The sequence below is a fragment of the Bradyrhizobium genosp. SA-3 genome, from assembly GCF_004212635.1.
Lineage (GTDB): Bacteria > Pseudomonadota > Alphaproteobacteria > Rhizobiales > Xanthobacteraceae > Bradyrhizobium.
Window position 1 is genome coordinate 1 of record NZ_PSRT01000033.1, and the last position, 26,039, is coordinate 26,039.

Annotated in this window: 24 protein-coding genes and 1 pseudogene; 16 read left to right on the plus strand and 9 right to left on the minus strand. The window is 63.8% G+C overall.

Annotated elements, in window-relative coordinates; genetic code table 11:
- A pseudogene (locus tag CWO91_RS44245) lies at positions 1-163 on the minus strand (tripartite tricarboxylate transporter substrate binding protein); the annotation flags it as partial.
- Between the two features lie 68 nt (positions 164-231).
- Between CWO91_RS44245 and CWO91_RS13615 the strand changes: the two are divergent.
- From CWO91_RS13615 to CWO91_RS13650, 8 genes are all read left to right on the plus strand, one after another.
- Complete coding sequence (locus CWO91_RS13615) at positions 232-942, plus strand: TetR/AcrR family transcriptional regulator (RefSeq protein ID WP_130213919.1); 711 nt, start codon at positions 232-234, stop codon at positions 940-942.
- Between the two features lie 72 nt (positions 943-1,014).
- Positions 1,015-1,974, plus strand: coding sequence for an amidohydrolase family protein (locus CWO91_RS13620; protein WP_130213920.1), 960 nt, complete (start codon positions 1,015-1,017; stop codon positions 1,972-1,974).
- Between the two features lie 4 nt (positions 1,975-1,978).
- Positions 1,979-2,857, plus strand: coding sequence for an amidohydrolase family protein (locus tag CWO91_RS13625; protein ID WP_130213921.1), 879 nt, complete (start codon positions 1,979-1,981; stop codon positions 2,855-2,857).
- Positions 2,854-4,155 carry a C4-dicarboxylate transporter DctA gene (gene dctA, locus CWO91_RS13630; protein WP_130213922.1) on the plus strand — a complete coding sequence of 434 codons (1,302 nt, stop codon included), beginning with the start codon at positions 2,854-2,856 and terminating at the stop codon, positions 4,153-4,155. Before CWO91_RS13625 ends, dctA begins: the two co-directional genes overlap by 4 nt.
- A gap of 67 nt (positions 4,156-4,222) precedes the next feature.
- Positions 4,223-4,936: a PIG-L deacetylase family protein gene (locus CWO91_RS13635; protein ID WP_130213923.1), complete on the plus strand. Its 714-nt coding sequence runs from the start codon at positions 4,223-4,225 to the stop codon at positions 4,934-4,936.
- On the plus strand, positions 4,933-5,616 hold the full coding sequence (locus CWO91_RS13640; protein ID WP_130213924.1) for a 4-carboxy-4-hydroxy-2-oxoadipate aldolase/oxaloacetate decarboxylase: 684 nt from the start codon (positions 4,933-4,935) through the stop codon (positions 5,614-5,616). Before CWO91_RS13635 ends, CWO91_RS13640 begins: the two co-directional genes overlap by 4 nt.
- Positions 5,617-5,637: 21 nt before the next feature.
- The gene (locus CWO91_RS13645; protein WP_130213925.1) at positions 5,638-6,507 is read left to right on the plus strand and encodes a hypothetical protein; all 870 of its coding nucleotides are present in this window, start codon (positions 5,638-5,640) and stop codon (positions 6,505-6,507) included.
- Entirely contained in the window at positions 6,507-7,427 is a 921-nt protein-coding gene (locus CWO91_RS13650; protein WP_130213926.1) for a DUF1932 domain-containing protein, read from the plus strand. The genes CWO91_RS13645 and CWO91_RS13650 overlap by 1 nt, the downstream gene beginning before the upstream one ends.
- On the opposite strand, the gene CWO91_RS13655 is transcribed toward CWO91_RS13650, so the two are convergent.
- A complete protein-coding gene (locus tag CWO91_RS13655) occupies positions 7,428-7,748 on the minus strand; it encodes a hypothetical protein (RefSeq protein ID WP_165405432.1) in 321 nt (106 codons plus the stop codon).
- Between the two features lie 226 nt (positions 7,749-7,974).
- Positions 7,975-9,231: an amidohydrolase family protein gene (locus tag CWO91_RS13660; protein WP_130213928.1), complete on the minus strand. Its 1,257-nt coding sequence runs from the start codon at positions 9,229-9,231 to the stop codon at positions 7,975-7,977.
- A gap of 145 nt (positions 9,232-9,376) precedes the next feature.
- Between CWO91_RS13660 and CWO91_RS13665 the strand changes: the two genes are divergently transcribed.
- Both CWO91_RS13665 and CWO91_RS13670 read left to right on the plus strand, forming a co-directional pair.
- The gene (locus CWO91_RS13665) at positions 9,377-9,796 is read left to right on the plus strand and encodes a nuclear transport factor 2 family protein (protein ID WP_130213929.1); all 420 of its coding nucleotides are present in this window, start codon (positions 9,377-9,379) and stop codon (positions 9,794-9,796) included.
- A 179-nt stretch (positions 9,797-9,975) separates the two neighbouring features.
- Positions 9,976-10,884: an amino acid ABC transporter substrate-binding protein gene (locus CWO91_RS13670; protein ID WP_130213930.1), complete on the plus strand. Its 909-nt coding sequence runs from the start codon at positions 9,976-9,978 to the stop codon at positions 10,882-10,884.
- 786 nt (positions 10,885-11,670) lie between these two features.
- On the opposite strand, the gene CWO91_RS13675 is transcribed toward CWO91_RS13670, so the two are convergent.
- Genes CWO91_RS13675 through CWO91_RS13685 form a run of 3 tightly spaced genes read right to left on the minus strand, consistent with a single transcriptional unit; the run spans position 11,671 to position 14,819 of the window.
- The gene (locus CWO91_RS13675; protein ID WP_130213931.1) at positions 11,671-12,882 is read right to left on the minus strand and encodes an acyl-CoA dehydrogenase family protein; all 1,212 of its coding nucleotides are present in this window, start codon (positions 12,880-12,882) and stop codon (positions 11,671-11,673) included.
- An 18-nt stretch (positions 12,883-12,900) separates the two neighbouring features.
- Positions 12,901-13,302, minus strand: a complete 402-nt coding sequence (locus CWO91_RS45440) for a DUF2961 domain-containing protein (RefSeq protein ID WP_433995558.1) — start codon at positions 13,300-13,302, stop codon at positions 12,901-12,903.
- Positions 13,194-14,819 (minus strand): long-chain fatty acid--CoA ligase, encoded by a 1,626-nt coding sequence (locus CWO91_RS13685; RefSeq protein WP_130213932.1) that lies wholly within the window; start codon positions 14,817-14,819, stop codon positions 13,194-13,196. Before CWO91_RS13685 ends, CWO91_RS45440 begins: the two co-directional genes overlap by 109 nt.
- 176 nt (positions 14,820-14,995) lie before the next feature.
- On the opposite strand from CWO91_RS13685, the gene CWO91_RS13690 reads away from it, so the two are divergent.
- From CWO91_RS13690 to CWO91_RS44995, 5 genes are all read left to right on the plus strand, one after another.
- The gene (locus tag CWO91_RS13690; protein ID WP_130213933.1) at positions 14,996-16,849 is read left to right on the plus strand and encodes a flavin-containing monooxygenase; all 1,854 of its coding nucleotides are present in this window, start codon (positions 14,996-14,998) and stop codon (positions 16,847-16,849) included.
- Between the two features lie 38 nt (positions 16,850-16,887).
- Complete coding sequence (locus tag CWO91_RS13695) at positions 16,888-17,706, plus strand: lytic murein transglycosylase (RefSeq protein ID WP_130213934.1); 819 nt, start codon at positions 16,888-16,890, stop codon at positions 17,704-17,706.
- Positions 17,707-17,816: 110 nt separating this feature from the next.
- Positions 17,817-18,038: a hypothetical protein gene (locus tag CWO91_RS13700; RefSeq protein WP_091888574.1), complete on the plus strand. Its 222-nt coding sequence runs from the start codon at positions 17,817-17,819 to the stop codon at positions 18,036-18,038.
- Positions 18,039-18,050: 12 nt separating this feature from the next.
- Positions 18,051-18,473 (plus strand): hypothetical protein, encoded by a 423-nt coding sequence (locus tag CWO91_RS13705; protein WP_130213935.1) that lies wholly within the window; start codon positions 18,051-18,053, stop codon positions 18,471-18,473.
- A 416-nt stretch (positions 18,474-18,889) separates the two neighbouring features.
- Positions 18,890-19,018: a hypothetical protein gene (locus tag CWO91_RS44995; RefSeq protein WP_283810957.1), complete on the plus strand. Its 129-nt coding sequence runs from the start codon at positions 18,890-18,892 to the stop codon at positions 19,016-19,018.
- A gap of 1 nt (position 19,019) precedes the next feature.
- Here CWO91_RS44995 and CWO91_RS13715 read toward each other — a convergent pair whose 3' ends face one another.
- Both CWO91_RS13715 and CWO91_RS13720 read right to left on the minus strand, forming a co-directional pair.
- Entirely contained in the window at positions 19,020-22,208 is a 3,189-nt protein-coding gene (locus CWO91_RS13715) for an efflux RND transporter permease subunit (RefSeq protein WP_130213936.1), read from the minus strand.
- Between the two features lie 161 nt (positions 22,209-22,369).
- Positions 22,370-23,614, minus strand: coding sequence for an efflux RND transporter periplasmic adaptor subunit (locus CWO91_RS13720; protein WP_130213937.1), 1,245 nt, complete (start codon positions 23,612-23,614; stop codon positions 22,370-22,372).
- A gap of 202 nt (positions 23,615-23,816) precedes the next feature.
- Between CWO91_RS13720 and CWO91_RS13725 the strand changes: the two genes are divergently transcribed.
- Positions 23,817-24,422 (plus strand): TetR/AcrR family transcriptional regulator, encoded by a 606-nt coding sequence (locus CWO91_RS13725; protein ID WP_130213938.1) that lies wholly within the window; start codon positions 23,817-23,819, stop codon positions 24,420-24,422.
- A 9-nt stretch (positions 24,423-24,431) separates the two neighbouring features.
- Here the strand turns inward: CWO91_RS13725 and CWO91_RS13730 are convergent, their stop codons facing one another.
- Complete coding sequence (locus CWO91_RS13730) at positions 24,432-25,940, minus strand: amidase (RefSeq protein ID WP_245471244.1); 1,509 nt, start codon at positions 25,938-25,940, stop codon at positions 24,432-24,434.
- Positions 25,941-26,039 lie beyond the last annotated feature (99 nt).

Below are 26,039 nucleotides of genomic sequence, written 5' to 3' on the forward strand. Positions count from 1 at the left end.
GGACCAGAATGTGGACCGGCTTGCTCGGGTAATTGTCGGCGGCCTGCGCGGCGCCGCCCGCCAGCAGCAGACCGGCACCCAGCATCAACCCGCCGATCTTGTTCAAACCCAGCATTTCCCAGCACTCCTTGAGGGCATTCGCGCGCCTGGCGGCGGTCTTCAGGCCATTGCGGACGCCGCCCGTGGTTTTTGTTGACGAGACCTGATCTTTTGTACGATAGTACAAATCACATGGTACGCAAGCCCACCAGCAAGGAAACGGCCCGCAAGCCGAACATGCGCGAGGCGATTCTCGCCGCGGCCGAGGAACTGTTCGCTACCAACGGCTTCAATGCCGTCTCCGTACGCGACATCGCACAGGCGGCCGGGGCCAACCCCGGCAGCGTGACCTATCATTTCAAGACCAAGGACGGCCTGCTGCTGGAGATCTACCGGCGGCATTGTGGGCCGATGAATTTGCGCCGCTCCGAACTGCTCGCGGCCGCCAGGCGCGTGCGCGATCTCCAAGACCGGCTGGAGGCGATCGTGCGCGCTTATGTGGTGCCGGCTTTCACCTCGGGCAGCGATCTCGCCGGCGGCGGGGCCCGCTTCACGCGGCTCCGGGCTGTGATGTCGGCGGAAGGCAACGAGGTCGCGCGCAAGATCATCGCGCAGACTTTTGATGACACCAGCCACGCCTTCATCGACGCGATTCACGAGAGCCTGCCGCATATCCCGCGCACCGACATCGTCTGGCGCAGCCACTTCCTGCTCGGTGCACTCTATTATTCATTGGTAACGCCGGAGCGCGTCTCGCGCCTGTCGCGTGGCGAAGCTGATGGCGGCGACGCCGCCAACGCCATCGAGCAACTGGTGCAGGCCGCCGTTGCCGCGTTCCAGGCACCCGCGCTGGATCAAGCCGCGCCGGCGCGGCGGCGGCCGGTCGTCAGCAGCAAGACTTGAAAGAAGCCGCCCCGAGCGGAGGCGCCTCGCGCTTCCGCTCGCAAGTGGAGCATGTGATGGGGTGTTGAGGATATGAACAGGCGGGAGTGCTTGCATCTCTTGACCGGACTGGCCGGCGCAGCGCTCGCGAGCGAAGCCCGCGCGCAAGGCGGCGAGCAGAGATCGATTCCGACCATTGAGCCGCCGGACCCAAGTCCGAAAACGCCGTCGTTCAAGCTGCCGGCAAAATCCTGTGACAGCCATACCCACATTTTCGGTCCGGCATCCCGCTATCCGTTCTCCGAGAAGCGCCCCTACAGCACGGCCGATGCGCCGCTGGAGGCATTCCGCAGCGTGCACGAGAAGATCGGCGTCGAACGCTGCGTCATCGTGAATGCCACCGTGCACGGCACCGACAATCGTGTCGTCACCGACGCCATCGCCCAGAGTGAGGGCGCCTATAAGGGTATCGCCAACGTCAGTGACGAGATGAGCGAGAAGGAGCTGGCGGCGCTCGACAAGGCCGGCATCTGCGGTTGCCGCTTCGCCTTTCTCAAGCGCCTCGGCGGCGTCGGCGACATGGGAAAATTCCAGCGCGTCGTGCATCGCGTCGCCGAGCTCGGCTGGCATATCGACGTCTATTTCGAGCCTGATACGATCGCCGAATTCGCGCCCATTCTCGCTGCGCTGCCGACGCCTTACGTGATTGATCACATGGGCACGGTGCAGGCCGGCAAAGGCCTCGATGATCTCGGCTTCACGGCCTTGCTCGATCTCCAGAAGAAGGACGAGAAGTGCTGGGTCAAGATTACCGGCCTCGAACGTGCGTCACCCGCCGGCAAGCCGTTCCACGACGCCGTGCCATTCGCCAAGGCGCTGATCGACAATGCGCCCGATCGCGTGCTGTGGGGCACCGATTGGCCGCATCCCAATGTCAAGGTCATGCCGAATGACGGCGAGATCGTCGACCCGATCCCGCTCTACGCGCCCGACGCAAAGGTCCGGCAGAAGCTGCTGGTCGATAATCCTGCGCGCCTGTTCAAGTTCACCTGAGACGATGATGTACACGCCGACCATTCCGCCGCCCGATCCGAACACGCGCACGCCGAAATTCAAGCTGCCGAAGCTGTCATGCGACGCGCATTGCCACATCTTCGGCCCCGGTGCGAAATATCCGTACGCGCCTGACCGCTCCTACACGCCGCCCGATGCGCCGCTGGAGGACTTCCGCGCGCTGCATGCCAAGCTCGGCGTCGAGCGCGCCGTCATTGTCAATGCCAGCGTGCACGGCACTGACAACACGGTAGCGCTGGACGCCATCGCGCAGAGCAACGGCGCCTATCGGGCCGTCGCAAACATCGACGACACCATCACCGAGCGCGGGCTTCGGGCGCTGCATGACGGTGGATTCCGCGGCTGCCGCTTCAATTTCGTCCGCCATCTCGGCGGCGTCCCCGACAAGAGGGTATTCGACCGTGTCATCGCCTTGGTCGCGCCGCTCGGCTGGCATATCGACCTGCATTTCGACGCGATCGACTTGCCTGAATATGCCGATATGCTGGCAAAGCTGCCGCTGAACTACACCATCGACCACATGGGACGGGTGCAGGCCTCTAATGGGCTCGACCAGCTGCCGTTCAGGATTTTGATCGAGCTGATGCAGCGCGACGAGAAATGCTGGGTCAAGATCTGTGGCTCGGAGCGGGTGTCCTCGGCCGGTCCGCCGTTCACGGATGCGGTGTCGTTCGCGCGCAAAATCGTCGAGACCGCGCCAGGCCGCGTCATCTGGGGTACCGACTGGCCGCATCCCAACGTCAAGGCGATGCCGAATGACGGCGACCTCGTCGATCTGATCCCGTTGTTCGCGCCGGAGCCGGAGTTCCAGCAGAAGATCCTCGTTGACAATCCCGCGCGCCTGTTCGGGTTCGAGCAATGACGGCGCTCGCGATCGACAAGCCGCGCGGCCGCGCCTGGTGGAAGGAGCTCTGGATCCAGGTGCTCATCGCCATGGCGGCCGGCATCGCACTTGGGATCGCAAGTCCCGAGGCGGGCGCCAAGATGCAGCCGCTTGGCGATGCCTTCATCAAGGCGATCCGGATGCTGATCGCGCCGATCATCTTCTGCACCGTCGTGCACGGCATCGCGCACATGGCCGACATGGCGCGCGTCGGGCGCGTCGCGGTGAAGGCGATCGTCTATTTCGAGGTCATGACGACGATCGCGCTGATCATCGGCCTCGTCGCGGTGAACCTGCTCAAGCCCGGCGTCGGCATGAACATCGATCCCGCCAGAATCAATGCCAGCGCCATCGAGCCCTATGTCAAGCAGACCGGTGCGATCGGCTTCGTGCCGTTCCTGATGAACATCGTGCCCGCGACGTTCGTCGGCGCCTTTGCCGAGGGCAATATCCTCCAGGTGCTGTTCATCTCCGTACTGTGCGGCTTTGCGCTGGTGCAGCTCGGCGAGCGGGCCGCGCCGCTGATCCATTTGATCGACATCGCCGCCAAGATGGTGTTCGCCGTCGTCGGCTTCGTGATGTGGGCGGCGCCGATCGGCGCGTTCGGCGCCATCGCGTTTACGGTCGGCAAGTTCGGCGTGGGCTCGCTGGCTTCGCTCGGCAAGCTGCTGGGTGGCTTCTATCTCACCTGCGTAGTCTTCATCATCGCCGCGCTCGGCCCCGTCGCGCGCCTCTGCGGCTTCTCGCTGCTCAAGCTGATCAGCTACATCTGGGAAGAGCTGCTGATCTGCATCGCCACCACGTCGTCCGAGACGGTGTTGCCGCGGATGTTGACCAAGCTGGAAAAGGCCGGCTGCGAGAAGAGCGTCGTCGGGCTCGTGATCCCGACCGGCTATTCCTTCAATCTCGATGGCACCTGCCTCTACCTTGCCGCGGCCTCGGTGTTTCTGGCACAGGCGACCAACACGCCGTTCGGCCTTGCCGAGCAGATCGAGCTGCTGCTGATCCTGCTCGTGACCTCCAAGGGCGCGGCGGGGATTGCGGGCGCGGCCTTCGTCGTGCTGGCGGCGACGCTGTCGGCCACCGGCACCATTCCGGTGACGAGCGTTGCGCTGGTGCTCGGCATTCATCGCCTGATGTCGCAGGGGCTGACGCCGACCAATCTGATCGGGAACGCGGTTGCGACCATCGCAATTGCCAAATGGGAGGGCGCGCTCGACGGCGAGCGCCTCCGGCGTGTGCTCGACGGCGAGGAACAAGCGGCCGCTGTGGCTTGATGAACCGGCTTCCTGCCTGAGGCAGACGGCCTATGATGCTTACGAACGAAAGAGGGGAGTTTGTCCCATGAAAACCGGTCTCGTGATCACCGCCCATCCCGGCGATTTCGTCTGGCGCGCCGGCGGCGCCATCGCGCTGCATGCGAAGAAAGGCTATCGCATGAAGATCGTGTGCATGTCCTTCGGCGAGCGCGGCGAGAGCCAATTCGCCTGGAAGGAAAAGGGGGCGACGCTTGAATCAGTCAAGGCCGGTCGCAAGGACGAGGCGGAGCGGGCCGCAAAGCTGTTAGGTGCCGAGATCGAGTTCTTCGATTGCGGCGACTATCCGTTGAAACTCACCGAGGCGCATTTCGACCGCATGGTCGACATCTACCGCGAGATCAATCCGAGCTTCGTGCTGACGCACGCACTGGAAGACCCCTACAATTTCGACCATCCGAACGCGGCGCATTTCGCGCAGGAGACCCGCGTGGTCGCGCAGGCGATGGGCCATAAGCCCGGCGCGCAGTACAAATATTCCGCGCCGCCGGTCTTCCTGTTCGAGCCACATCAGCCGGAGCAGTGCAATTACAAGCCGGACCTGCTCCTCAAGATCGACGAGGTCTGGAAAGAGAAGTACGAGGCGTTCCAGATCCTGGCCGCGCAAAAGCATCTGTGGGGCTATTACGAGCGTGTCGCGCTCAACCGGGGCATCCAGGGCAGCCGCAACACCGGCGTGCCCATGACCTATGGCGAGGCCTATCAGCGTCTGTTTCCGACCGTTGCGGAGGAACTCGCATGAAGCCGGTCGTCGTTCGCAACATCAAGCGTGCCGATCCCGCCGGCATGGCGGAATACGGCGTCTCGACCGTGCACGAGGCCTATGGCCGTGCCGGCCTGATGAAGCCGTATTTGCGGCCGGTCTGGCCCGGCGCGGCGATTGCCGGTCCCGCGGTCACCGTGCTGGCGCAGCCCGGTGACAATTGGATGATCCATGTCGCGGTCGAGCAGTGCAAAAAGGGCGATATCCTCGTCGTCGGCTGCACCGCCGACAACACTGACGGAATGTTCGGCGAGCTGCTCGCGACTTCGCTCCAGGCTCGCGGCGTGCAGGGATTGATCATCGATGCCGGTTGTCGCGACGTCAAAGCGCTGCACGAGATGAAGTTTCCGGTGTGGTCGCGCGCGGTCTCGGCCAAGGGCACGGTGAAGGCCACGCTCGGCTCGGTCAATGTCCCCGTGGTCTGCGCCGGCGTCAATGTCGACCCCGGCGACATCGTGGTCGCCGATGACGACGGCGTCGTCGTGGTGCCGAAGCGGAACGCGGCCGAAGTCGCCGAGAAGGCGAAGAAGCGCAATGCGGATGAAGGCGGCAAGCGTAAGCGCCTGGCTTCGGGCGAACTCGGCCTCGACATGTACAGCATGCGCGAGGCGCTGGCGAAAGCCGGGCTCGTATATGTCGACAATCCCGAGGACGTCTGAGGCTACGGCGGGAGCGGGCGGATGGATCGTCTCAAGCTGAAGGCCGTGCTCGGCAGTCACCCTCATGTCCGGGCGGTGAAGAGCGGCGAGCTCCGCTCCGACCTTTTCGACCTCGACTTCGTCGAGTACACGCCGACCAACACAGCATTCAAGCCGATGGTGCGCGAACAGGCCTTCGACGTCTGCGAGATGGCAATCGTCACTTATCTGATGGCGAAGGCGCACGGCAAGCCGCTGGTGCTATTGCCGGCCACCATGCTCGGCCGTTTCCAGCATGCCTACGCGCTCTACAATCCCGCGAGAGGAACGCTCGGTCCGTCCGACCTCGAAGGCAAGCGCGTCGGCATCCGGTCCTTTACAACGACGACGGGGGCCTGGATCAGGGGCATCCTCGCCAACGACTACGGCGTCAATCTCGACAACATCCGCTGGGTGACGTTCGAGGATCCGCATGTCGCCGAATATGTCGACACCACCGAGCGCGCCCCGAAGGACAAGAAGGTCCTACAGATGCTGCTCGACGGCGAGCTCGACGCCGTCCTCGGCGAGACCTCCAACGATCCCAAGCTGAAGCCGCTGTTCCCCGATCCGGCCGCAGAGGCCGCCAAATGGTACGCCCGGCGCGGCGTCGTGCCGGTTAATCATCTCGTGGTCGTGACCGAGCAGCTCGCCAAATCACGCCCCGACGTGGTCGCAGGCGTCTATGATCTGCTCAAGCGGAACAAGGAGCTGGCGGGGCCCGCGGCCTCGCCGGACCTCATTCTGTTTGGCATCGAAGCGAACAGGAAACCGTTGGAGCTGATCGTCGACTACGCGTTCCAGCAGGCGCTGATCCCGCGCCGCTGCGCGGTCGAGGAGCTCTTCGACGAAACGACACGAGGATTGAACTGATGGCGGATCCGAGACGATGGCAGATCGGGCTGGTCGGCTATGGCGAGGTCGGCAGGATCTTGGCCGAGGATTTGCGCCAGCAGGACATCAAAGTATCGGCCTACGACATCAAGCTCGGAGGCGAGCAGGGCGCTTCGCTGCAGGCGCATGCGGCGAAATTCGGTGTGGTGCTCGCAGGCTCTCATGCCGAGCTGACCGCGAAGTCCGATTTCATCGTGTCTGCGGTCACCGCAAGCCAGGCCGTTCCGGTGGCACAGGCATGCGCGACCGCGATCAACCACGGCACCTGGTTCCTGGATTTCAATTCGGCCTCACCGGGCGCCAAGCAGCGCGCTGCTGCGCTGATCGATGGCGCTGCCGGTCGCTATGTCGAGGGCGCGGTGATGACCTCGGTGCCGCCGTACCGCATCAAGGTGCCGCTGCTGCTCGGCGGCCCCGGCGCGAAGGAGCTCGAGCCGCTTCTGAATGCGATCGGCTTTGCGGCGAAGGTTGCCAGCGACAAGCTCGGTGTGTCCTCGGCGGTGAAGATGTGCCGCAGCATCATGATCAAGGGCCTGGAGGCCATGGTCATCGAAAGCTTCACCACGGCGCGTGCCTATGGCGTGGAAGATGCCGTACTGGCGTCGCTCGCGGAAACCTTCCCCGGCATCAATTGGGAGAAACAGGGCGCCTATTTCTTCCAGCGCGTAATCGAGCACGGCCGCCGTCGCGCTGAAGAAGTGCGCGAGGTCGCCGAGACCGTGCGCGAGGCGGGACTGACGCCGTGGTCGGCGCAGGGCACGGCCGAGCGGCAGGCCTGGGTGGCCGATCTCGCCGATGAAGGGCTGTTCGGCGCCAGGGGCACCAGGGAATTCGCCCGCAGCGCTGACTGGCGCACCGAGGCGGATCGGATCCTCGCGAAGATCAATCGCGCAAAATAATCAGCTTACGACCGCATCGCCGGCCTGGAAGCTCACGACCTGGTCGCGGGCGCGTTCGATCAGGTCGATGAGATTTCGTGCTTTGCGGGCGAGCTGCTCCGTGGCCGGTTGCGTGCGGAATTCGGCCAGTACCGCGCGAACGCATTTGTTGGCAGCGTCGAGCGTCCAGAGCGTACGGTTGACGTCGTCCTGCGTCTGGATTCCCGAGATATCGAGATCCGACAGAACAAGGCCGATGCCGTCGAGCCGCTTCACCGCGCGATCGGTGGGCGTTCTGGCCTGGATAGAATGATAGTCGATGCTGCTGAATGCGCTGAACATATCCATACTTTCCCGATCGCACGCAAATGATCAGTGCAAAGTCGTAATTATGGTCAGCGCGGTGGGCCTTGCAACGCGTGGGGCTACGGTCCGGGATTCTACCGGACTCGGATAGAGGGCTGGATCGGCGGTATAATCGAACGGAAGCGGTCAATAGCCGGGCCCGCATCCCGACAATCTTACCGCTGGAAGCGGCGAGCCGGCCTTGCCTGTGAATGGTGCGACCCTACGGCGTCGCGACGTCAGCTCCGGGGCGGAACAGATTCGGCCGCTGCCGCTCAAATGTCTGTCGGCCAGTCTTGAAGCCCATCACCACGTCAGGCAGCTCCGCGATGGCGAAGCGGCTGTCTCGCGTATCGAGCACGACGAGATCGGCGGGGTTGCCGACCTTGATGCCGTAATCGCCAAGGTTCATCAGCCGGGCCGGCAGCTCAGTCACGAGATCGAGGCAGGTGTCGAAATCGCTGACCGAGGCGTGCGCGACGTTGGCATAGAAGTTTGCCATCCGCAGCAGCGAGGCGTCGCCGAACGGCGTGAACGGATTGAGCACATTGTTGGTGGCGACCGAGCACAACACGCCGTTGCCTGTGAGCTTGTGGGCGAGCGTCAGTCCGCGCGGCGCGTTGTGGGTGGCCTCGCGCCCCATCAGATAGAGATCGGTCGCGGGCAACACGGTGACGGCAACGCCTGACGTCGCCAGCTGCGCGGTGGCAGCCTTCATTCGCTCGGGCGGCAATGCCGAGAGCTTGGTGGCGTGACCGATCGCTACGCGTCCCCCATAGTTGCGTCGCTCGGTCTGGCGGCAGACCTCATCGAGGTGCCACCAGGAGGGATCGAGATCGAAGTCGAGATGGAGGTCGACGTCGACGTCGAATTCCTGCGCGAGATCGAAGATGCGTTCGAGATGGGCGGTCGGGTCGGTGTCCATATAGGGGCAGCCGCCGATCACCTCGCCGCCGTCGCGCAGCGCCTGGATCAGCAACTCCTCAGCTCCGGGGTCGTTGGTCAGGCCTTCCTGCGGGAAGACGCAGAGCGACAGGTCGATCGCCCAGGCATAGTCGCGCTTCAGCGCCTTGACCGCCTCGAAGCCGCGCAAGGCGATGCGCGGATCGATCTCGACATGCGTGCGCATGCGCGTCGTGCCGTGCACGATCGCACGTTCGAGCACCCGGGCGCCGCGGGCATGGATGTCTTCGACCGTGAAATCGCGCTTCATCCCGGCAACGGCGCGGATGGCATCCGAAACGCTGCCGTGGTCATGCCCGCAGCGGCCGAGCAGGCAGGCCTTGTCCAGATGGATGTGGGTATCGACGAAGCCGGGCAAAGCCAGGTGGCCGCCGAGATCAACCTCGACCGCGTCGCAGACGAGCCGCGGTTCGATCGCGGCGATGCGGCCATCCTTCACGCCAATATCGACGGGGTCGGCGGTCCCGCGCAACAGGGCGCGGCGAAGGATCAGGTCGAAGGCGGTCTGCGTGCTCATGCAGCGACTTTTGCGGCGGGAGAATGCCGCAGTCAATCGCGACACGGGGCCAGAGGGCCCCAGAGCAGCAGGGCAGATGTTCAAAATATATGCATGCATTCCGAGAGGTCGGCGATAGTATTCGGCAAAGCCAGGAGAATGCGCCATGTCCGTAACCGCCGAAGCCGAGACCGTATCGTTGTCGGACGCCGAGATCGTGAAAGCCTATCTCACGGCATCGATGATTCCCGATCCCGATGCCGCGGCAGCCTATGTCGCGCCCGGCACGATCATCACGTTCACGGGTGGCCGCGAGTTCGACCATCCCCGGGGGCCTACCGCCTTCAACGCCAAACGCTACCGCTGGGTTAAGAAGAAGATGGACCGCTTCGACGTCTGTCCGGGTCATGGCGAGACCGTCGTGTACAGTGTCGGCACACTGTATGGCGAATGGAAGGACGGGACCGCCTTCGAAGGCAACCGCTACGTCGACCGCTTCGTGGTGCGGAACGGCAAGATCACGAAGATGGATGTCTGGAACGACAGCGCCGAGCGTATCCTGGTCCAGCGCGGCATCGACGCGTAAGCCCTTTCTCGGGGCCGAGAGGCGAAGCTCGCTTTCTGCGGAGACGAACTGCCGCTCATCATATCGAAAGCCGCGATAGCTGCTAGTCGCAAGCCCGTCTGGCGGCTGGCGCGTGCCTGCGCTATCAACGCTCGTGACTGCGCCCGGCATGGAGGCGCGAGCGCCTTGAGGAGCACCCGATGTGTCTACCCACAATTATTCTGGCCCTGACGTGTCTTGCGGGCGCAGCATCAGCCGAAGACCTGTCGGGCACGCTCCAGAAGATCAAGGAGACGAAGAAGATCACGCTGGGCTATCAGGAGGCCTCGGTCCCGTTCAGCTATCTCGACGGCAACCAGAAACCGGTCGGCTTTGCCATGGATATCTGTCTCAGGATCGTCGACGCCGTGAAGAAGCAGCTCGGCATGCCCGACATCACCATCGACACGCTCGCGGTGACGTCGTCGAACCGGATTCCGCTGATGGTCAACGGCACGCTCGATCTGCATTGCTCGGCGACCACCAACAATGCCGATCGCCAGAAGCAGGTCGCCTTCACCAACACGCACTTCCTCAGCGCGACGCGATTCGCGGCGAAGAAGGCCGCCAAGATCAACACCATTGACGATCTCAAGGGCAAGGCCGTCACGGCGGTGGCCGGCTCGGTCAACCTGACGCAACTCGCCAAGGTCAACACCGAGCGCAATCTCGGCATCAATGTGATGCCAGCCAAAGATCAGGCCGAGGCCTTCCTGTTGCTCGAGACCGACCGCGCCCAGGCCTATGCGCTCGACGATGTCCAACTCGCGGTCGCGATCGCGCGATCGAAGGAGCCGCAGCTCTACATGATCAGCGAGGAGGCGTTCTCGAAGCCGGAGCCTTACGGGATCATGCTGCGGCGGGAGGATGCGCCCTTCAAGGCGCTCGCCGATCGCGCGACCGCAGAGCTCTATGCGAGCCCCGAGATCGAGGTGCTCTACAAGAAATGGCTGCAATCGCCGACCCCGCCGAACGGCCTCAACTACAACGTCCCGATGTCGCCGGCTTTGCGCTACGCCTTCAAGAAGCCGAGCTCGAGCGCCGATCCTGATGTCTATGTGCTGAACTGAGGCGAGGGCGACTTTCACCTCTCCCGCAAGGAGAGGTGAAGACAGTGCGCCGGCTGAGGATCAGCGCGCCGCTGGCCAGCGAGCGCTGATATTCGCCACGTTCGGCGACGGTGGAGGTATTGGACTAACGCAGCGAGCAGATGGATCACGCTTGGCTTGGGGAAAAACCGGCAACAAGCGTTTCAATGCCAAATCGTAGGGCTAATCCTGGTTGGCGTATGTGAGTCGGGGAAGCTGTATGGGCGTTTGGTTTTTAGTCCTAGCAACCTGCGTCGTTGGCACGTTGCTCCTTTTGGCATTCTGCCGATAGGGCCGACAGCGGATGCACTTGTTGCTGCGAAGCATCAGCGAGCCGCTGAATAGCGGTTCCAGGCCGATGGCTTTTGACTGTGCATGGATGAGCGCGTTCACTTCCGGGATTGGAGGCGGACGTGAGTTGGTTGTTTGCGTTTTTCATTGCCGCGAGCGCAGTCGTTCTGATCGCTCATGCGATTGACGCGATGCGTTCCTGATATTCGCAGCGGTTCGGGTCGCTAGTCTATGCAAGCGACGACAATGTTCCGAGGCGGGCGCGTGTCAATTTGAGGAACTTGACCTGCAGGTCAAGGTTGTCACAGTAGGAGGAATACGATCATGCTTGCATTCTATCTGCCGATCATAATCTTCGGAGCGATACTCGACGGAATTTCGAAGCAGCGTGCGTCTGCATCGATTGAGGAGCCGCCAAGCGTCGATTAGACTGCGATCCCCAATGCGTATTCTCCAGTACCATGAGCCAACGCCTCCTTAGGCGTTCGAGTATTTCTTCAGCTCGAACCGCGCGATCTGGTTCCTGTGCACCTCGTCCGGCCCGTCCGCGAGCCGCAGCAACCGTGCGGTGGCGTAGGCTTGCGTCAGCCCGAAATCGTTCGAGGTGCCGCCGCCACCATGGGCCTGGATTGCCCAGTCGATGATCTGGCAGGCCATGTTGGGCACGGCGACCTTGATCATTGCGATCTCGGCCTTCGCCACCTTGTTGCCGACAGTGTCCATCGCATAGGCGGCGTTGAGCGTCAGCAGCCGGGCCTGCTCGATCATGATGCGCGCTTCCGCGATGCGCTCCTGCGTCACGGTCTGCTCCGAGACCGGCTTGCCGAAGGCGACGCGACTGCGCACGCGGCGGCACATCTTTTCCAGCGTGCGTTCGGATAGCCCAATCAGCCGCATGCAGTGATGGATGCGGCCGGGGCCGAGACGGCCCTGCGCGATCTCGAAGCCGCGGCCTTCGCCGAGCAACATGTTCTCTTTGGGCACGCGGACATTGGTGAAGACCACTTCGGAAGCGCGGTCGGGCACGCCGTAGAAGCCGAACACGGGGAGGGGACGTTTCACCTCGATGCCCGGTGTGTCCATCGGCACCAGGATCATGGATTGCTGCTTGTGCCGGTCCGGATTGTCAGGATCGGTCTTGCCCATGAAGATGCAGATCTTGCAGCGCGGGTCGGTCGCGTTGGTCGTATACCATTTGCGCCCGTTGATGACGTAATGGTCGCCGTCGCGCACGATCGAGCTTTCGATGTTGGTCGCATCGGATGATGCGACCGCCGGCTCGGTCATGGCGAAGCAGGAGCGGATTTCGCCCGCGAGCAGCGGCTTCAGCCAGCGCTCCTTGTCCTTTTCGGTGCCGTAGCGCTCCAGCACCTCCATGTTGCCGGTGTCGGGCGCCGAGCAGTTGAACACTTCGGGCGCCAGATGCGAGCGGCCCATCACTTCGCAGAGCGGGGCGTATTCGAGATTGGTGAGGCCGGCGCCGTGATTGCTTTCGGGCAGGAACAGATTCCAGAGCCCTTCGGCACGAGCCAGCGGCTTCAGCTCCTCGACGACGGGATAGACCTTCCACGGTCCGAGCTCTTCCGCCTCGCGATAGAAGCGCTCCTCGTTCGGATAGATGTGCCGGTCCATGAAGCTCTCGAGCTTGCGCTTGAGCTCGACGACTTTTGGCGACATCGGGTAGAGCATCTTTCGTCTCCTCGTCGGTCAGGATGTAGTTGATCGGGTAGTAGACCGTGAACTGCTCCTCGCGGCGTTCTCCAGCGTGAAGCGCGCGTGCTTGCGGAACGGCATCCCCCAGTAGCAGTTGAAGGCGAGGCCGGGATTGACGCAGACGGCGATCGATGCAGGCCCAATCCGGAAAACGCCATGGGATCCTCGATCAAAACACCATGGGATCCTCGATATAGGGATTAGCGACACCCCGCTATATCGCCCGCGAATTGACCAAAAGGTGAAGACCGCGCATGGAATGAACCCAGGCGCGATCGGCCATCGGTTCAAGCGACGCGGTATTCCCTGAACTTTTCGCGCAGGGCGGATTTGAGCACCTTGCCGGTCCCGGTCATCGGGAATTCGTCCAGGAATTCGACGGCGTCCGGCAGCCACCAGCTTGCGATCTTCGGGCGCATGTGGTCGAGCAGAGTCTTGCCGTCGACGGTCGCGCCCTTCTTGCGGACGACGAGGAGCAGCGGACGCTCCTGCCATTTCTCATGCGATATCGCGACCACCGCGGCCTGAAGCACATCGGGATGAGACAAGGCGACGTCCTCGAGCTGGATCGAGGAGATCCATTCGCCGCCGGACTTGATCACGTCCTTGGAGCGATCGGTCAGCGTGACATGGCCTTGGCTGTCGATCACAGCCATGTCGCCGGTGATCAGCCAGCCGTCGCGGTCGAGGCCTTCGTCTAACTTCATGTAGCCGGAGGCGACCCACGGCCCCCGAGCGCGCAGATGGCCGACGGTCTTGCCGTCGCGCGGCAATTCATTGCCGGCATCATCGACGATGCGCAAGGCGGTGCCGAAGCAGGCGCGGCCGGACACTTGGCGCCGATCGAACTTCTCCTTGTCGCTGAGGTGCTCCGAGCCCGGCCGCAGGCCCGGCATCGAGCAGCCCAAGGCCTCGGTCATGCCCCAGGCCTGGATGTAGTCGATGTTGTAATCGCGCTTGAGCTTCTCGACCATCGCGCGCGGCGGGGCCGAGCCCGACGATAACGTTGCGCGCAGCGTCGAGAACTTGTTGCCGGTGCGCTCGAGCCAGTCGAGCAGGATCAGCCAGAAGCTCGGCACGCCCGCCGACAGCGTTACCTTCTCGCCTTCGAGCAACTCATAGAGCTTGTCGGGCTCATAGTTGCGGCCGGGCAGCACCAGCTTGGAGCCGGTATAGGGCGCGGTGAACGGCATGTTCCAGCCATTGCCGTGAAACAGCGGCGCCATCGGCATCATCACCTCGCGCACGCCTTCGACATGGCCCGGCAGGAAGTCGAAATTGCAGCAGGTCATGGTCTGCAGGATCGCAGCGCGGTGCGAATAGATCACGCCCTTGGGATTGCCCGTCGTGCCCGACGTGTAGCAGATGGTGGAGGCGGACTTTTCGTCGAACTCAGGCCAGGCGAAACCGACCTCGTTCTCCTTGTCCAGAAGCTCCTCGTAGCAATGGACGTTCGCCAGCTTCGTCTCCGGCATCCGCTCGCGCGAGGACATCACGACATAGGCTTCGATCGTCGATAGTTGCGGCGCGATCGCCTCGACGATCGGCAGCGTGGCCCGGTCGATGAACAGCAAGCGGTCTTCGGCGTGGTTGATGATGTAGACGAGCTGCTCGGGAAACAGTCGCGGGTTGACGGTGTGCAGCACATAGCCCATGCCCGGCGCCGCATAGAACATCTCGAAGTGGCGGTGGGTATTCCAGGCCAGCGTGCCGACGCGATCGCCGGATCTCATGCCGAGCCGCTTCAAGGCGAGCGCCATACGCTTGATGCGCGGATGGGCGTCAGCATAGGTGTAGCGATGGATATCGCCCTCGATCTCGCGCGCGACGATCTCGGCTTCGCCGTGATAGTCGGCGGCATACTGGATCAGGCCGCTGATCAGGAGCGGCATGTCCATCATCAATCCCTGCATGGTCTCCTCCAGACGCCATGTCGTTGCATGGCGTACGCTTGTGATTGCGTGCGAGGTTAACGGAACGCCCCGCGACGTTCACGCAAAAAAGAAGCCGCGTGATTGCATGCCGCACTTTTTCGGGGCTAACTTCACGCGAACGGCCGGCGAAGTGGTGTCTGCCGCGGAGGAGACGAATGTCAGCGGAAAAACACAAGACCGGTGCGGCGCACGAATCTACCGTCGATATCTCCGCCCTTCGTGCGCGCTATCGCGACGAGCGCGACCGCCGTTTGCGCAGCGAAGGCAAGGCACAATATGTCGAGGTATCAGGCGATTTCGCTCGCTATCTCGACGATCCCTGGGCCGATCCCGGCTTCACACGCGCAGCTGTCAGTGAAGAGACCGAAGTGCTCATCGTCGGTGGCGGCTTCGGCGGCCTCTTGTGCGGTGCGCGCCTGCGCGCCGCCGGCATCGACGATTTCCGGATCGTGGAAAAGGCGGCCGATTTCGGCGGCACCTGGTACTGGAATCGTTACCCTGGAGCTGCCTGCGACACCGAGAGCTACATCTACCTGCCGCTGTTGGAAGAGACCGGCTACATGCCGGTGCGCAAATACGCGCGGGCTCCGGAGATCTACGAGCACTCCCGCCGCATCGGCCGTCATTTCGACCTCTACGCGCGTGCGCTGTTTCAGACCATCATCTCACGGATGGAATGGCAGGAGCAGGAGGCGCGCTGGCTGGTCGACACTGATCGCGGCGATCGCATCCGCGCGCGCTTCGTCATTCTCGCCGGCGGCCCGCTGAGCCGGCCGAAGCTGCCGGGCATTCCCGGCATCGAGACGTTCAAAGGCCACAGCTTTCACACCAGCCGTTGGGATTATGGCTACACCGGCGGCACTGCTGAGGGCGGCCTCACCGGTCTTGCCGACAAGCGCGTCGGCATCATCGGCACCGGTGCCACCGCCGTGCAATGCGTGCCGCACCTCGGCTGTTCGGCAAAGGCGCTTTACGTCTTCCAGCGCACACCGTCCGCGATCGGCGTGCGCGACGACCGACCGACGGATCAAGCCTGGGCACTGAGCCTCAGGCCCGGCTGGCAGCGCGAGCGCATGGACAATTTCACCGCCGTGATCTCGGGCGAGCCGTTCGAACGGGATCTGGTGCAGGACGGCTGGACCGGTCTGCTCGGCGAAATCCTGCTGGCGCCGCGTCGCCAGCCGCAGCCGGTGACCTCGCTGGAAGAGGCGCTCAGGGTGATCGAGCAGGCCGATTACGGCAAGATGGAGGAGATCCGCGCCCGCGTCGATGCAATCGTCAAGGACGAGGCGGCCGCGGCGGCGCTCAAACCCTGGTACAAGGCGTTCTGCAAGCGGCCGTGCTTCCACGACGAATATCTCGACACGTTCAATCGTCCCAACGTGCATCTCGTCGACACCAAAGGGCAGGGCGTCGAGCGCATCACGGAGGATGCCGTTGTGGTCGACGGCAAGGCCTATGAGCTCGATTGCCTGATCTATGCCAGCGGCTTCGAGGTCGGCACCGATTACGCCCGCCGCATGGGCTTTGAGGTCTTTGGCCGCGACGGCATCAGCCTGTCCGAGCGCTGGCGCGACGGCGTCAAGACGCTGCACGGCGTCTACAGCCGCGGTTTCCCGAACTGCTTCCTGATCGTCACGGTGCAGGCCGGCCAGAGTGCCAATTTTCCGCACATCATCGACGAGCAGTCGCAGCACATTGCCTATGTGATCGCGGAAGCGCGCAAGCGCAAAGCGCGAACGCTGGAGCCGACGCTCGCGGCCGAGAGGGCCTGGGTCGACGAGGTCGTCAAGGCTGCGCTCGGCCGCCAGACCTATCTCGCCGAATGCACGCCCGGCTATTACAACAATGAAGGCGTGCTCGATCCGATCGCGGCAAGAAACAGCCAATATTGGCGCGGACCGGTGGCGTTCCTGCGGCTGCTCGATACATGGCGGAAGGAGGGCACCCTGGAAGGCCTCGAATTGTCCTATGATCGCGCCATGGAGTCGGCGCTTTCGAGCGGGTAAGATCGCGCCACGGATCGGTAGGACGGGAGACAGTGGGTATGATCAGGGGCAGGGCCGTTGCGGGGGCGGTTTTTGGCGCGATGGCGCTGCTTGGTTGCCTGGCGCCCGCCGCCGAGGCCGCGCAATGCGGCAGCTCGCCCGCCGGCTTCGAGGCCTGGAAGCGCGAATTCGGTGCGGAGGCGCAGGGCAAGGGCATCGGCCCCACCGCGCTGTCGGCCCTGATGCAGGCCAATTATGCCAGCGCAACCATCGTAGCCGATCGCGGCCAGCGCAGCTTTTCGCTGACACTCGACCAGTTCCTTGCCAAGCGCGGCGCCACCACCATCGTCGCCAAGGGACGGCAGCTCAAGCAGTCGCAGGCCGCCTTGTTCGCCTCGATCCAGCAGCGCTACGGGGTCCCGCCGGGGCCGCTTATCGCGATCTGGGGCATGGAGACCGGCTTCGGCAGCCAGCGCGGCAACCAAAACATGCTGTCGTCGATCGCGACCCTTGCCTATGACTGCCGCCGTCCCGAATTCTTCACTGACCAGCTCTATGCCGCCTTGAAGTTGATCGACCGCGGCACGCTGTCGGGATCGACCCGCGGCTCCATGCATGGCGAGGTCGGTCAGACCCAGTTCATGCCGAAGAACATCCTGGCCTATGGCACCGGCAATCTCGACGTGGCTGCCAACGCGCTGAATTCGACGGCGAATTTCCTCAAAGCCCATGGTTGGCGCGCAGGAGCCGGTTACCAGCCCGGCGAGCCGAATTTCGCCGCCATCGAGGCCTGGAATGCGGCCGGGGTCTATCAGAAGGCGATCGCGCTGATGGGTCGGCAGATCGACGAAGGAGGAGCGGCGGCGGCCTCGCGCTAAGTCGTTCAGCAAGGCGTGATGCGCCGGCGCGAGAAAGTTGTTGCCATCGGGAACTGACGGCACGACGTTTGCTTTGATCAGGTTCAGGGGTGGGCATGAGGAGACTCAACATGGCAACCCAGATTGTGATGGACCAGACCGGCGATACACGCCACGAGTTTGATCCTGGCAATGCCGAAGCGCTGGCGCGAGCCGAACGGCGCTTTCGGGAGCTGACCGGAGCCGGCTTCACCGCCGCGCTTCGAACCGGGCCCGGCGAGGTCACCCGTATCAGATCGTTCGACCCGACTGCGGAGGAAACGCTGTTCTATCCGCGACTGGTCGGCGGTTGATCTGAGCTGATCATGATTGCGGCAGTTTGGCTCCGCGGCCCGGCGCGTGCGCGTCTGCATGCGCTGCGCGAACTCTATCGGCGCTTCTTCGGCGAGAACACGCCGGATGCCCGGGGCCGCCGGCTGCTCGCCGAATGGCTCTCGCCCGCTCAACGCGGGCAATTCGAACAGCACCGGTATTTCGACGTCGTCGGCTGCGACACCGGCAAGACCTATCGCATTCACTACGGCACCGCAGCCAACGTCCACGAAGTCGACGGTGAAGGCCGAGCGACGATGGGATGGTGCTTCGTCCCGTCAGGCTTCCTCGTGCCCGGCGACGTGATGCTGGCGCAGAAGATCGCGCTCGAAACCGACGAAAGGGGCGCGCTTGCGCTCGCCAACCGGTTTCCTGCTGCAACGCATTCCGAGCACTTTTACCGGCGCCCATTCTAGCGCCGGGAGGATGGATTCGAGCCGGCTACGAGGCTCCACCTCTCCTTCGGGAGAGGTGGAGCGAACTCGGCAACGATGTCTGTCAGAAATGTGTGGTGCGGTAGGCATCCAGCGCATGCGCCGCGAAGACGCCGATGCTGCAAAGGGCGAGCAGGGCAGAGATCAATTCGATCATAACACGTCCTCCCGCAGCGGCTGGGCGACGAGATTCTGGCAGCATGAATATTCGTAGATCAGGTCGAGGAGGAATTGCATGGTGGCCGTCCCTGTATTTATTTTGACAACCACTTAACCGGCCATCTGTTTCAGGCGTGTTTCGTCGCATCGGGAAAGGGGTTTCGCCGGGAACCCCGTGGCCTGTTTTGTGCGCCGGGGACCCGCTACCCTCGCCGTACGCCTCCGGCGGACGTGGCATCATGTTGCGAAGCAAAATCATGGCGCCGGTCGCCGGCTCCGCGGCCGGCGTGATCGCCTTTCATCGCGTCAACGAGACGGTCTTTCGCAAGACCGTGCTCGTGTGTTGCTGCTCTCGAGGATTTCCCTGATCTAGTGACCCACCGTCTGGACCGGCGCCGCGCTGGTGTCGCTGCCGTGATGCGTCAGCGGCTTCATGCCGGTGACGGTTCGCAGCAGCACATAGAACACCGGCGTCAGGAACAGGCCGAACACGGTGACGCCGATCATGCCGGAGAATACCGCAACGCCCATGGCCCGCCGCATCTCCGAGCCTGCGCCGGTCGAGAGCACCAGCGGCAGCACGCCCATGATGAACGCCATCGATGTCATCAGGATCGGACGCAGCCGCAGCCGGCTGGCCTCGATCGCGGCGCGGATCGGCGTACGGCCTGCGAATTCGAGCTCGCGCGCGAATTCGACGATCAGGATCGCGTTCTTGGCGGAGAGGCCGACGAGCACGATCAAGCCGATCTGGGTGAAGACGTTGTTGTCGCCCTTGGAGATCCAGACGCCGAACATCGCTGCCAAGAGGCCCATCGGCACGATCATGATGATCGAGAGCGGCAAAGTCAGGCTCTCATAGAGGGCGGCCAGCACCAGGAACACCAGCAGGATCGCCAGCGGGAACACCCAGATGCCGGAATTGCCGGCGATGAACTCCTGATAGGTCAGGTCGGTCCATTCGAAGGCAAAGCCCGGCGGCAGCACTTCCGCCGCGATCCGCGTCGCCGCTTCCTGCGCCTGGCCCGATGAAAAACCAGGCGCAGCCGCCGCGTTGATGTCGGAGGACAGGAAGCCGTTGTAGCGGATCGCGCGCTCCGGCCCCGCGCTCTGGCGGATCTTGAGCAGCGCCGACAACGGCACCATATCGCCCGAGGACGAGCGCACCTTCAACTGCCTGATGTCGTCGGCGCGCGCGCGGAACGGCGCATCAGCCTGCACGCGGACGGAATAGGTGCGGCCAAACTTGTTGAAGTCGTTGACGTAGTAGGATCCCAGGTAAATCTGGAGCGTGTTGAATACCTCCGTCACGGGCACGCCCAATTGGAGCGCCTTGGTGCGGTCGATATCGGCGAACAGCTGGGGCACGTTGACCTGGAAGCTCGAGAACACGCCGGCGATCTCCGGGGCCTTCTGCATCGCCGCCATGAACGCCTTGGTCGCCTCGTTCAGCGCCTCATAGCCGAGACCGGCGCGGTCCTCGATTTGCAGCTTGAAGCCGCCGATGGTGCCGAGACCGTTGACCGGCGGCGGCGGGAACATGGCGATGAAGGCTTCCTGGATCCCGGCATATTTCTTGTTCAGCTCGGCAGCGATCGCGGGGCCGCTGAGCGAGGGATTCTTGCGCTCGTCGAACGGCTTGAGCGTCGAGAACACGATGCCGGCGTTGGAGGAGTTGGTGAAGCCGGAGATCGACAGGCCCGGGAAGGCGACCGAGCTCTCGACGCCGGGCTGGGTCAGCGCGATGTCGCTCATCTTGCGGATCACCTCTTCGGTGCGGTCGAGCGTTGCACCATCGGGCAGGCGGGCGAAGCCGACCAGATATTGCTTGTCCTGGCCCGGCACGAAGCCGCTCGGCACCTGCTGAAACAGGAAGGCGGTGAGGCCGACCAGGACGACGTAGAGACCCATCACCGCGGCCTTGCCCGAAATCACCTTGGTGACGGTGCCGCTGTAACTCTCCGACGAGTAGGTGAACGCCCGATTGAAGCGGCGGAAGAACCAGCCAAGGCTCTTCTCCATGATGATCGTCAGCCTGTCCTTCGGCTCGTTGTGACCCTTGAGCAGCAGCGCCGACAAAGCCGGCGACAGCGTCAGCGAGTTGACGGCGGAGATCACCGTCGAGATCGCGATTGTCAGCGCGAACTGCTTGTAGAACTGGCCGGTGAGGCCGGAGATGAAGGCGAGGGGGACGAACACCGCGATCAGCACCATCGCGATCGCGATGATCGGGCCAGAGACCTCGCGCATCGCCTGATAAGTGGCATCGCGCGGCGACAGCCCGGCCTCGATGTTGCGCTCGACGTTCTCGACCACGACGATGGCGTCGTCGACGACGATGCCGATCGCGAGCACGAGACCGAACAGGCTGAGCGCGTTGATGGAGAAGCCGAACACGTGCATCACGGCGAACGTGCCGACGATCGAGACCGGCACGGCCAAAAGCGGAATGATCGAGGCCCGCCAGGTCTGGAGGAACAGGATCACGACCAGCACCACCAGCGCGATCGCTTCCAGCAGCGTGTGGATGACCGCCTCGATCGAGGAGCGCACGAACTGGGTGGGGTCGTAGACGATCTGGTAGGACACGCCCTCCGGCATGTTCTTCTTGATCTCGGCCATGGTGGCGCGGACGTGGTCGGAGATCTGCAGCGCGTTGGAGCCCGGCGCCTGGAAGATCGGGATCGCCACCGCCTGCTTGTTGTCGAGCAGCGAGCGCAGGCCGTATTCGGAGGCGCCCAGCTCGATGCGCGCGACGTCGCGCAACCGCACCACTTCACCGCGCGCGCCGGTCTTGACCACGATGTCGCCGAACTGCTCCTCGTTCGCGAGCCGCCCCTCCGCATTGACGGAGAGTTGCAGGTCGATACCCCTGACGTTCGGAGAGGAGCCGACCACGCCGGCGGCGGCCTCAACGTTCTGCGCCTGGATCGCTTTCACGATATCGCTTGCGGTCAGGCCGTGCTCGGCTGCCTTCTGCGGATCGACCCAGACCCGCATCGAATAGTCACCGGCACCGTAGAGCTGGACATCGCCGACGCCGTCGATCCGCGCGAGGCGATCCTTGACGTTGAGCACGGCGTAGTTGCGCAAATACGTCATGTCGTAGCGGCCGTTCGGCGACAAGAGGTGCACGACCATGGTGAGGTCGGGCGACGATTTCTTGGTGATGATGCCGAGCTGCCGCACCACGGCGGGCAGGCGCGGCTCGGCCTGCTGCACCCGGTTCTGCACCAGCTGCGTCGCCTTGTCGGGGTCGGTGCCGAGGCGGAACGTCACCGTCAGCGTCATCGCGCCGTCGGTGGTCGCCTGGCTCGACATGTAGAGCATGTTCTCGACGCCGTTGATCTGCTCCTCGATCGGCGTCGCCACCGTCTCCGCGATCACCTTGGGATTGGCGCCGGGATAGGTCGCGCGCACCACGACGGACGGCGGCACGACGTCGGGATATTCCGAGATCGGCATCGCGAACAGCGAGATCAGGCCGGCCAGGAAGATCAGGACCGACAGCACGCCGGCAAAAATCGGACGATCGATGAAGAACTTTGAGAGATTCATGGCTTTGCCCCTGGGCAATGTCTTGGTCGTCTCCACGCAGCTCCGCCGTCATTCCGGGGCGCGCGAAGCGCGAACCCGGAATCCAGAGGTGAAGTGATGGGAGTTTCGTAAGCTCGAGATCCCGGGTTCGCGCTACGCGCGCCCCGGGATGACGGAAAACACTAGCGTTGCACCACGTCCTGATTGCTGTGGTTGGATGCTGCTTGCTGCCCTCGCGCGCCCATCGCCGCCACCTCGGTCTTGAGGAGGGCGCCGGGACGCACGCGCTGCAATCCATTGACCACGATGCGGTCGCCGGAGTTCAGGCCCGAGGTGACGATGCGCAGCCCATCGACGGCGCCGCCGAGCGTGACCGGCCGGTAGACGGCGCGGCTGTCGTCACCGACCGCCATCACGAACTTCTTGTCCTGGTCGGTGCCGATCGCGCGCTCGTCGATCATCACCAGCGTCTGCTGCTTCGGTTGCCCCATGCGCACGCGGGCGAACTGGCCGGGGATGAGACGCCCGTCCTCGTTGCGGAAGACCGCGCGAACGCGGATGGTGCCGCTCTGGCCGTTGACCTGGTTGTCGATCAATTGGATGTGGCCTTTCGCCGAGAGGCCGCCGGAGGTCGCCATCTCCACGGGGATCTGGTCGAGCTTGCCGCGCTGGCCGGAGCCATCTGCAATGGAATTCAGCGCGCGCAGCACGACCTCTTCGTCCGCATCGAACGAGGCGTAGATCGGATTGACCGAGACCAGCGAGGTCAGCACCGGGGATGCTGTGCCGGCGGCAACGAGATTGCCGACGGTGACCTCGATCTTGCCGACGCGACCGTCCACGGGCGCGCGCACCTCGGTGTAGTCGAGATTGAGCTTTGCGGTCTGGAGCGTTGCCTCGGCCGCCTTCACGTTGGCGATCGCCTCACGATTGGCATTCTCGCGCTGGTCGAAATCGCGCCGCGTCACCACGGCGTTGCCGACCAGCTGCGCGCCGCGCTCGAGCTCGCTCTGGGTGAAGACGACGCGCGCCTTGGCGGCTTCGAGCTGGGCGTTGGCCTTGTCGACCTCGGCCGCGTAGGGCGCGGGATCAATCTTGAACAGCACGTCGCCGGCCTTCACCAGCGCACCTTCCGTGAAATTGGTCGACAAGATCGCTCCTGCCACGCGGGGGCGCAGCTCGACACGGTTGATGGCCTCGAGCCGGCCGGAGAAATCGTCCCACAGCACGGTCTGCCGTGGCTCGATCATCGCGACGGTGACGGAAACGGCTTGCTCGGCCGCGGCAGCCGGTGCGGTCGCTTGCGCCGCGTGAAAGTAGCGGCCGGTCGCGATCGAGCCGGCTACGGCGAGGGCGCCCACGATGGCGACACCACCGAGAAGGCGGCGAAAACGGCCGGTGCGGGCGGTATTTTGGGAGGGGGGCATTTGCGCGCTCCAGATATGTAGTGTTCACTACAGATGTGGAGCTGGATATCGCAGCGCAAGATACTTATGTACCGTTCGCTAAGAAAATTGTAGCTGCATACCGCAAGAATTGGAAGACGGCAGAGAAAATAAAGCTAGAACAAATAGATAGGATTTGGCGTTAAGCTTCCAGCAGAACGCGAATTCGGTAGGAGAGAGGCACATGGGCATGGGACGCCCCCGCGAATTCGACGCCGAGGTGGCGTTGGATCAGGCGATGGAAGTGTTTTGGCGCCATGGCTATGAGGGCGCGACCATTGCCCAGCTCACCGAGGCCATGGGCATCAATCCCCCCAGTCTCTACGCCTGCTTCGGCAACAAGGAAGGCCTGCTGAAGGCCGCGCTAGACCGCTACACCAAGCTGCGCGGCGTCTGGATGGACGAGGTGGTCGCAGCCCCGACCGCCCGCGCCGTCGCCGAGCGGATGCTGATGGGCATCGCCGACAAGCAGACCGATCCGGCCAATCCGCCCGGCTGCCTGCTGGTGCAAGGCGGCATCGCCTGCGGCACCGGCTCCGAGAACGTCCCGTTCGAGCTCGCCGCCCGCCGTGCCCAGAACGAGGACCAGCTCCGCGACCGCTTTGTGCGTGCCAAGGCCGAAGGCGATCTGAAGGAGGGCGCCGATCCTGCCGCGCTCGCGCGCTACGTCTCCGCCGTCGCAGTCGGCATGGGCGTGATGGCGTCCTCAGGCGCGGACCGCGAAGCGCTGCGGCAGGTGGCGAACGTCGCCGTGCAGGCGGTCGAGGCGCAGTCGGCCGACAAAACGTAACGGCCTTTGTTATTTCGCGAATTGCGTTGAAGGCAGTGACGGTGGCGCGAAAAAGCCGCCGAACTCGCGCTCGATCAGCCCGGCCAGCGTAATCGTCGTGCGGTCCTCGAGATAGGGGCCGATGATCTGCACGCCAATCGGCAAGCCCGCAGGTGTGCGCTCGATCGGAACGGCGGTTGCCGGCAGTCCGCAGGTCGACGCGGGGTCGGCCCAGATGAAGCACGCATCGGCGTAAGGATAGAGCTTTCCATCGATGTCGAGTTGCCGCGCGTCGAACGGCTCGGACTGATCACGTGGAAACGCCGGCACGGCGGCAGCGGGATAGATCACCGCGTCGAACTCCCGGAACAGTTCCTGCCACCGTTGCTGCAGCTGCAGGCGGGCCGCATCAGTCGCCAGCCACTCGCGGTGGATCATGGCCCAGCCGCGGGCGCGTTCGGCCGCCAAGCTGCGGTCGTCGGGCGTCAACGCGGCGGCAAGGCCTTGCGCCTCTGCGAGGGCGGCCGGTGTCAGGCGTGGACTTCGCGCTGCGTTCAGCAGCTTCATGTAGAACCGCGCGGACTGGGCGAGATCGGGCAGCGACGCACTTGAACGCGCGACTCGCGCGCCTGATCGTTCGATCCGCTCGGCCAATCGCCCAATGGCTGAACGCACGGCCTCGCCCGTCGGCATCAGCGGGTGGGTATCGATCACGAGAATCCTGAAATTCTTGAGCTGTTCATGTCTCGGAGCAGGCAGCGCCAGGCGATAGCCGATCCCGTCGCGCATTTCGTCGGGGCCGGCAATCACGTCGAGCGCCAGCGCCAGGTCCGCGGCAGTGCGCGTCATCGGCCCAATGACAGCCAGGTCCCCCTGGCTAGGGACGGGCGGTGCCGGCGGCAGGCTGTATCCGCGCAGCGGGACCAGACCGAGACTCGGCTTATGTCCGAATACACCACAGAAATGCGCGGGCACCCGGATCGAGCCGCCGATATCCGAGCCGATCGAGAGCGGACCGAATCCTGCGGCCAGTGCCGCGCCCGATCCGCCTGAGGAGCCGCCGGGCGACCGGCCGAGGTCCCACGGATTGTTCGTCGTCCCATGGATATCGTTGTAGCTCTGGAAATCCCGTAAGCCGATCGGGATGTTGGTCTTGCCGATGATGACGGCGCCCGCCGCCTTCAATCGCGAGACGACCAGGGCGTCCTCCGCTGGCTGGAAATCCCTGAAGTGCGGAAAGCCCCATGTCGTCGGCAGGCCTGCGACATTGAACGGTTCTTTCATAGTCACGGGAATGCCGAGGAGCGGCCGCCGCTCGCCGCGGCCAAGTGCGGCGTCGGCGGCGCGTGCGGCGTCTCGCGCGCGCTCGAAATCGCGGACGATGACGGCATTGATCTGCCCGTCCAACGCCTCGATGCGCGCAATCGTATGCGCGAGCAGCTCTGACGCGGAGATCTTGCGCGCGTGCAGGGCGCTCAGCAGTGCGCTGATCGAGCCGTAGTCCAAGTCAGCGGCATCTGCGGCCGGCGCTCGTTGCATCACGGTCTCCATTGTATCTCACGTCGCGTCGAGGCTCTTCCGGCCGCGAACTGGTCCGGGGGATCGAACATGCAATCTTGGGAATGGGATGAGAAGGCG

Coding starts and splice junctions, on each gene's coding strand:
- CWO91_RS13725 (WP_130213938.1), top strand. CDS start 23,817: ATGGGCATGGGACGCCCCCGCGAATTCGACGCCGAGGTGGCGTTGGAT.
- CWO91_RS13635 (WP_130213923.1), top strand. CDS start 4,223: ATGAAAACCGGTCTCGTGATCACCGCCCATCCCGGCGATTTCGTCTGG.
- CWO91_RS13705 (WP_130213935.1), top strand. CDS start 18,051: ATGATTGCGGCAGTTTGGCTCCGCGGCCCGGCGCGTGCGCGTCTGCAT.
- CWO91_RS13685 (WP_130213932.1), bottom strand. CDS start 14,819: ATGCAGGGATTGATGATGGACATGCCGCTCCTGATCAGCGGCCTGATC.
- CWO91_RS13650 (WP_130213926.1), top strand. CDS start 6,507: ATGGCGGATCCGAGACGATGGCAGATCGGGCTGGTCGGCTATGGCGAG.
- CWO91_RS13655 (WP_165405432.1), bottom strand. CDS start 7,748: ATGTTCAGCGCATTCAGCAGCATCGACTATCATTCTATCCAGGCCAGA.
- CWO91_RS13715 (WP_130213936.1), bottom strand. CDS start 22,208: ATGAATCTCTCAAAGTTCTTCATCGATCGTCCGATTTTTGCCGGCGTG.
- CWO91_RS13660 (WP_130213928.1), bottom strand. CDS start 9,231: ATGAGCACGCAGACCGCCTTCGACCTGATCCTTCGCCGCGCCCTGTTG.
- CWO91_RS13675 (WP_130213931.1), bottom strand. CDS start 12,882: ATGCTCTACCCGATGTCGCCAAAAGTCGTCGAGCTCAAGCGCAAGCTC.
- CWO91_RS13620 (WP_130213920.1), top strand. CDS start 1,015: ATGAACAGGCGGGAGTGCTTGCATCTCTTGACCGGACTGGCCGGCGCA.
- CWO91_RS13625 (WP_130213921.1), top strand. CDS start 1,979: ATGATGTACACGCCGACCATTCCGCCGCCCGATCCGAACACGCGCACG.
- CWO91_RS13645 (WP_130213925.1), top strand. CDS start 5,638: ATGGATCGTCTCAAGCTGAAGGCCGTGCTCGGCAGTCACCCTCATGTC.
- CWO91_RS13665 (WP_130213929.1), top strand. CDS start 9,377: ATGTCCGTAACCGCCGAAGCCGAGACCGTATCGTTGTCGGACGCCGAG.
- CWO91_RS13720 (WP_130213937.1), bottom strand. CDS start 23,614: ATGCCCCCCTCCCAAAATACCGCCCGCACCGGCCGTTTTCGCCGCCTT.
- CWO91_RS44995 (WP_283810957.1), top strand. CDS start 18,890: ATGTTGCGAAGCAAAATCATGGCGCCGGTCGCCGGCTCCGCGGCCGGC.
- CWO91_RS13730 (WP_245471244.1), bottom strand. CDS start 25,940: ATGCAACGAGCGCCGGCCGCAGATGCCGCTGACTTGGACTACGGCTCG.
- CWO91_RS13640 (WP_130213924.1), top strand. CDS start 4,933: ATGAAGCCGGTCGTCGTTCGCAACATCAAGCGTGCCGATCCCGCCGGC.
- dctA (WP_130213922.1), top strand. CDS start 2,854: ATGACGGCGCTCGCGATCGACAAGCCGCGCGGCCGCGCCTGGTGGAAG.
- CWO91_RS13615 (WP_130213919.1), top strand. CDS start 232: ATGGTACGCAAGCCCACCAGCAAGGAAACGGCCCGCAAGCCGAACATG.
- CWO91_RS13690 (WP_130213933.1), top strand. CDS start 14,996: ATGTCAGCGGAAAAACACAAGACCGGTGCGGCGCACGAATCTACCGTC.
- CWO91_RS13695 (WP_130213934.1), top strand. CDS start 16,888: ATGATCAGGGGCAGGGCCGTTGCGGGGGCGGTTTTTGGCGCGATGGCG.
- CWO91_RS13700 (WP_091888574.1), top strand. CDS start 17,817: ATGGCAACCCAGATTGTGATGGACCAGACCGGCGATACACGCCACGAG.
- CWO91_RS13670 (WP_130213930.1), top strand. CDS start 9,976: ATGTGTCTACCCACAATTATTCTGGCCCTGACGTGTCTTGCGGGCGCA.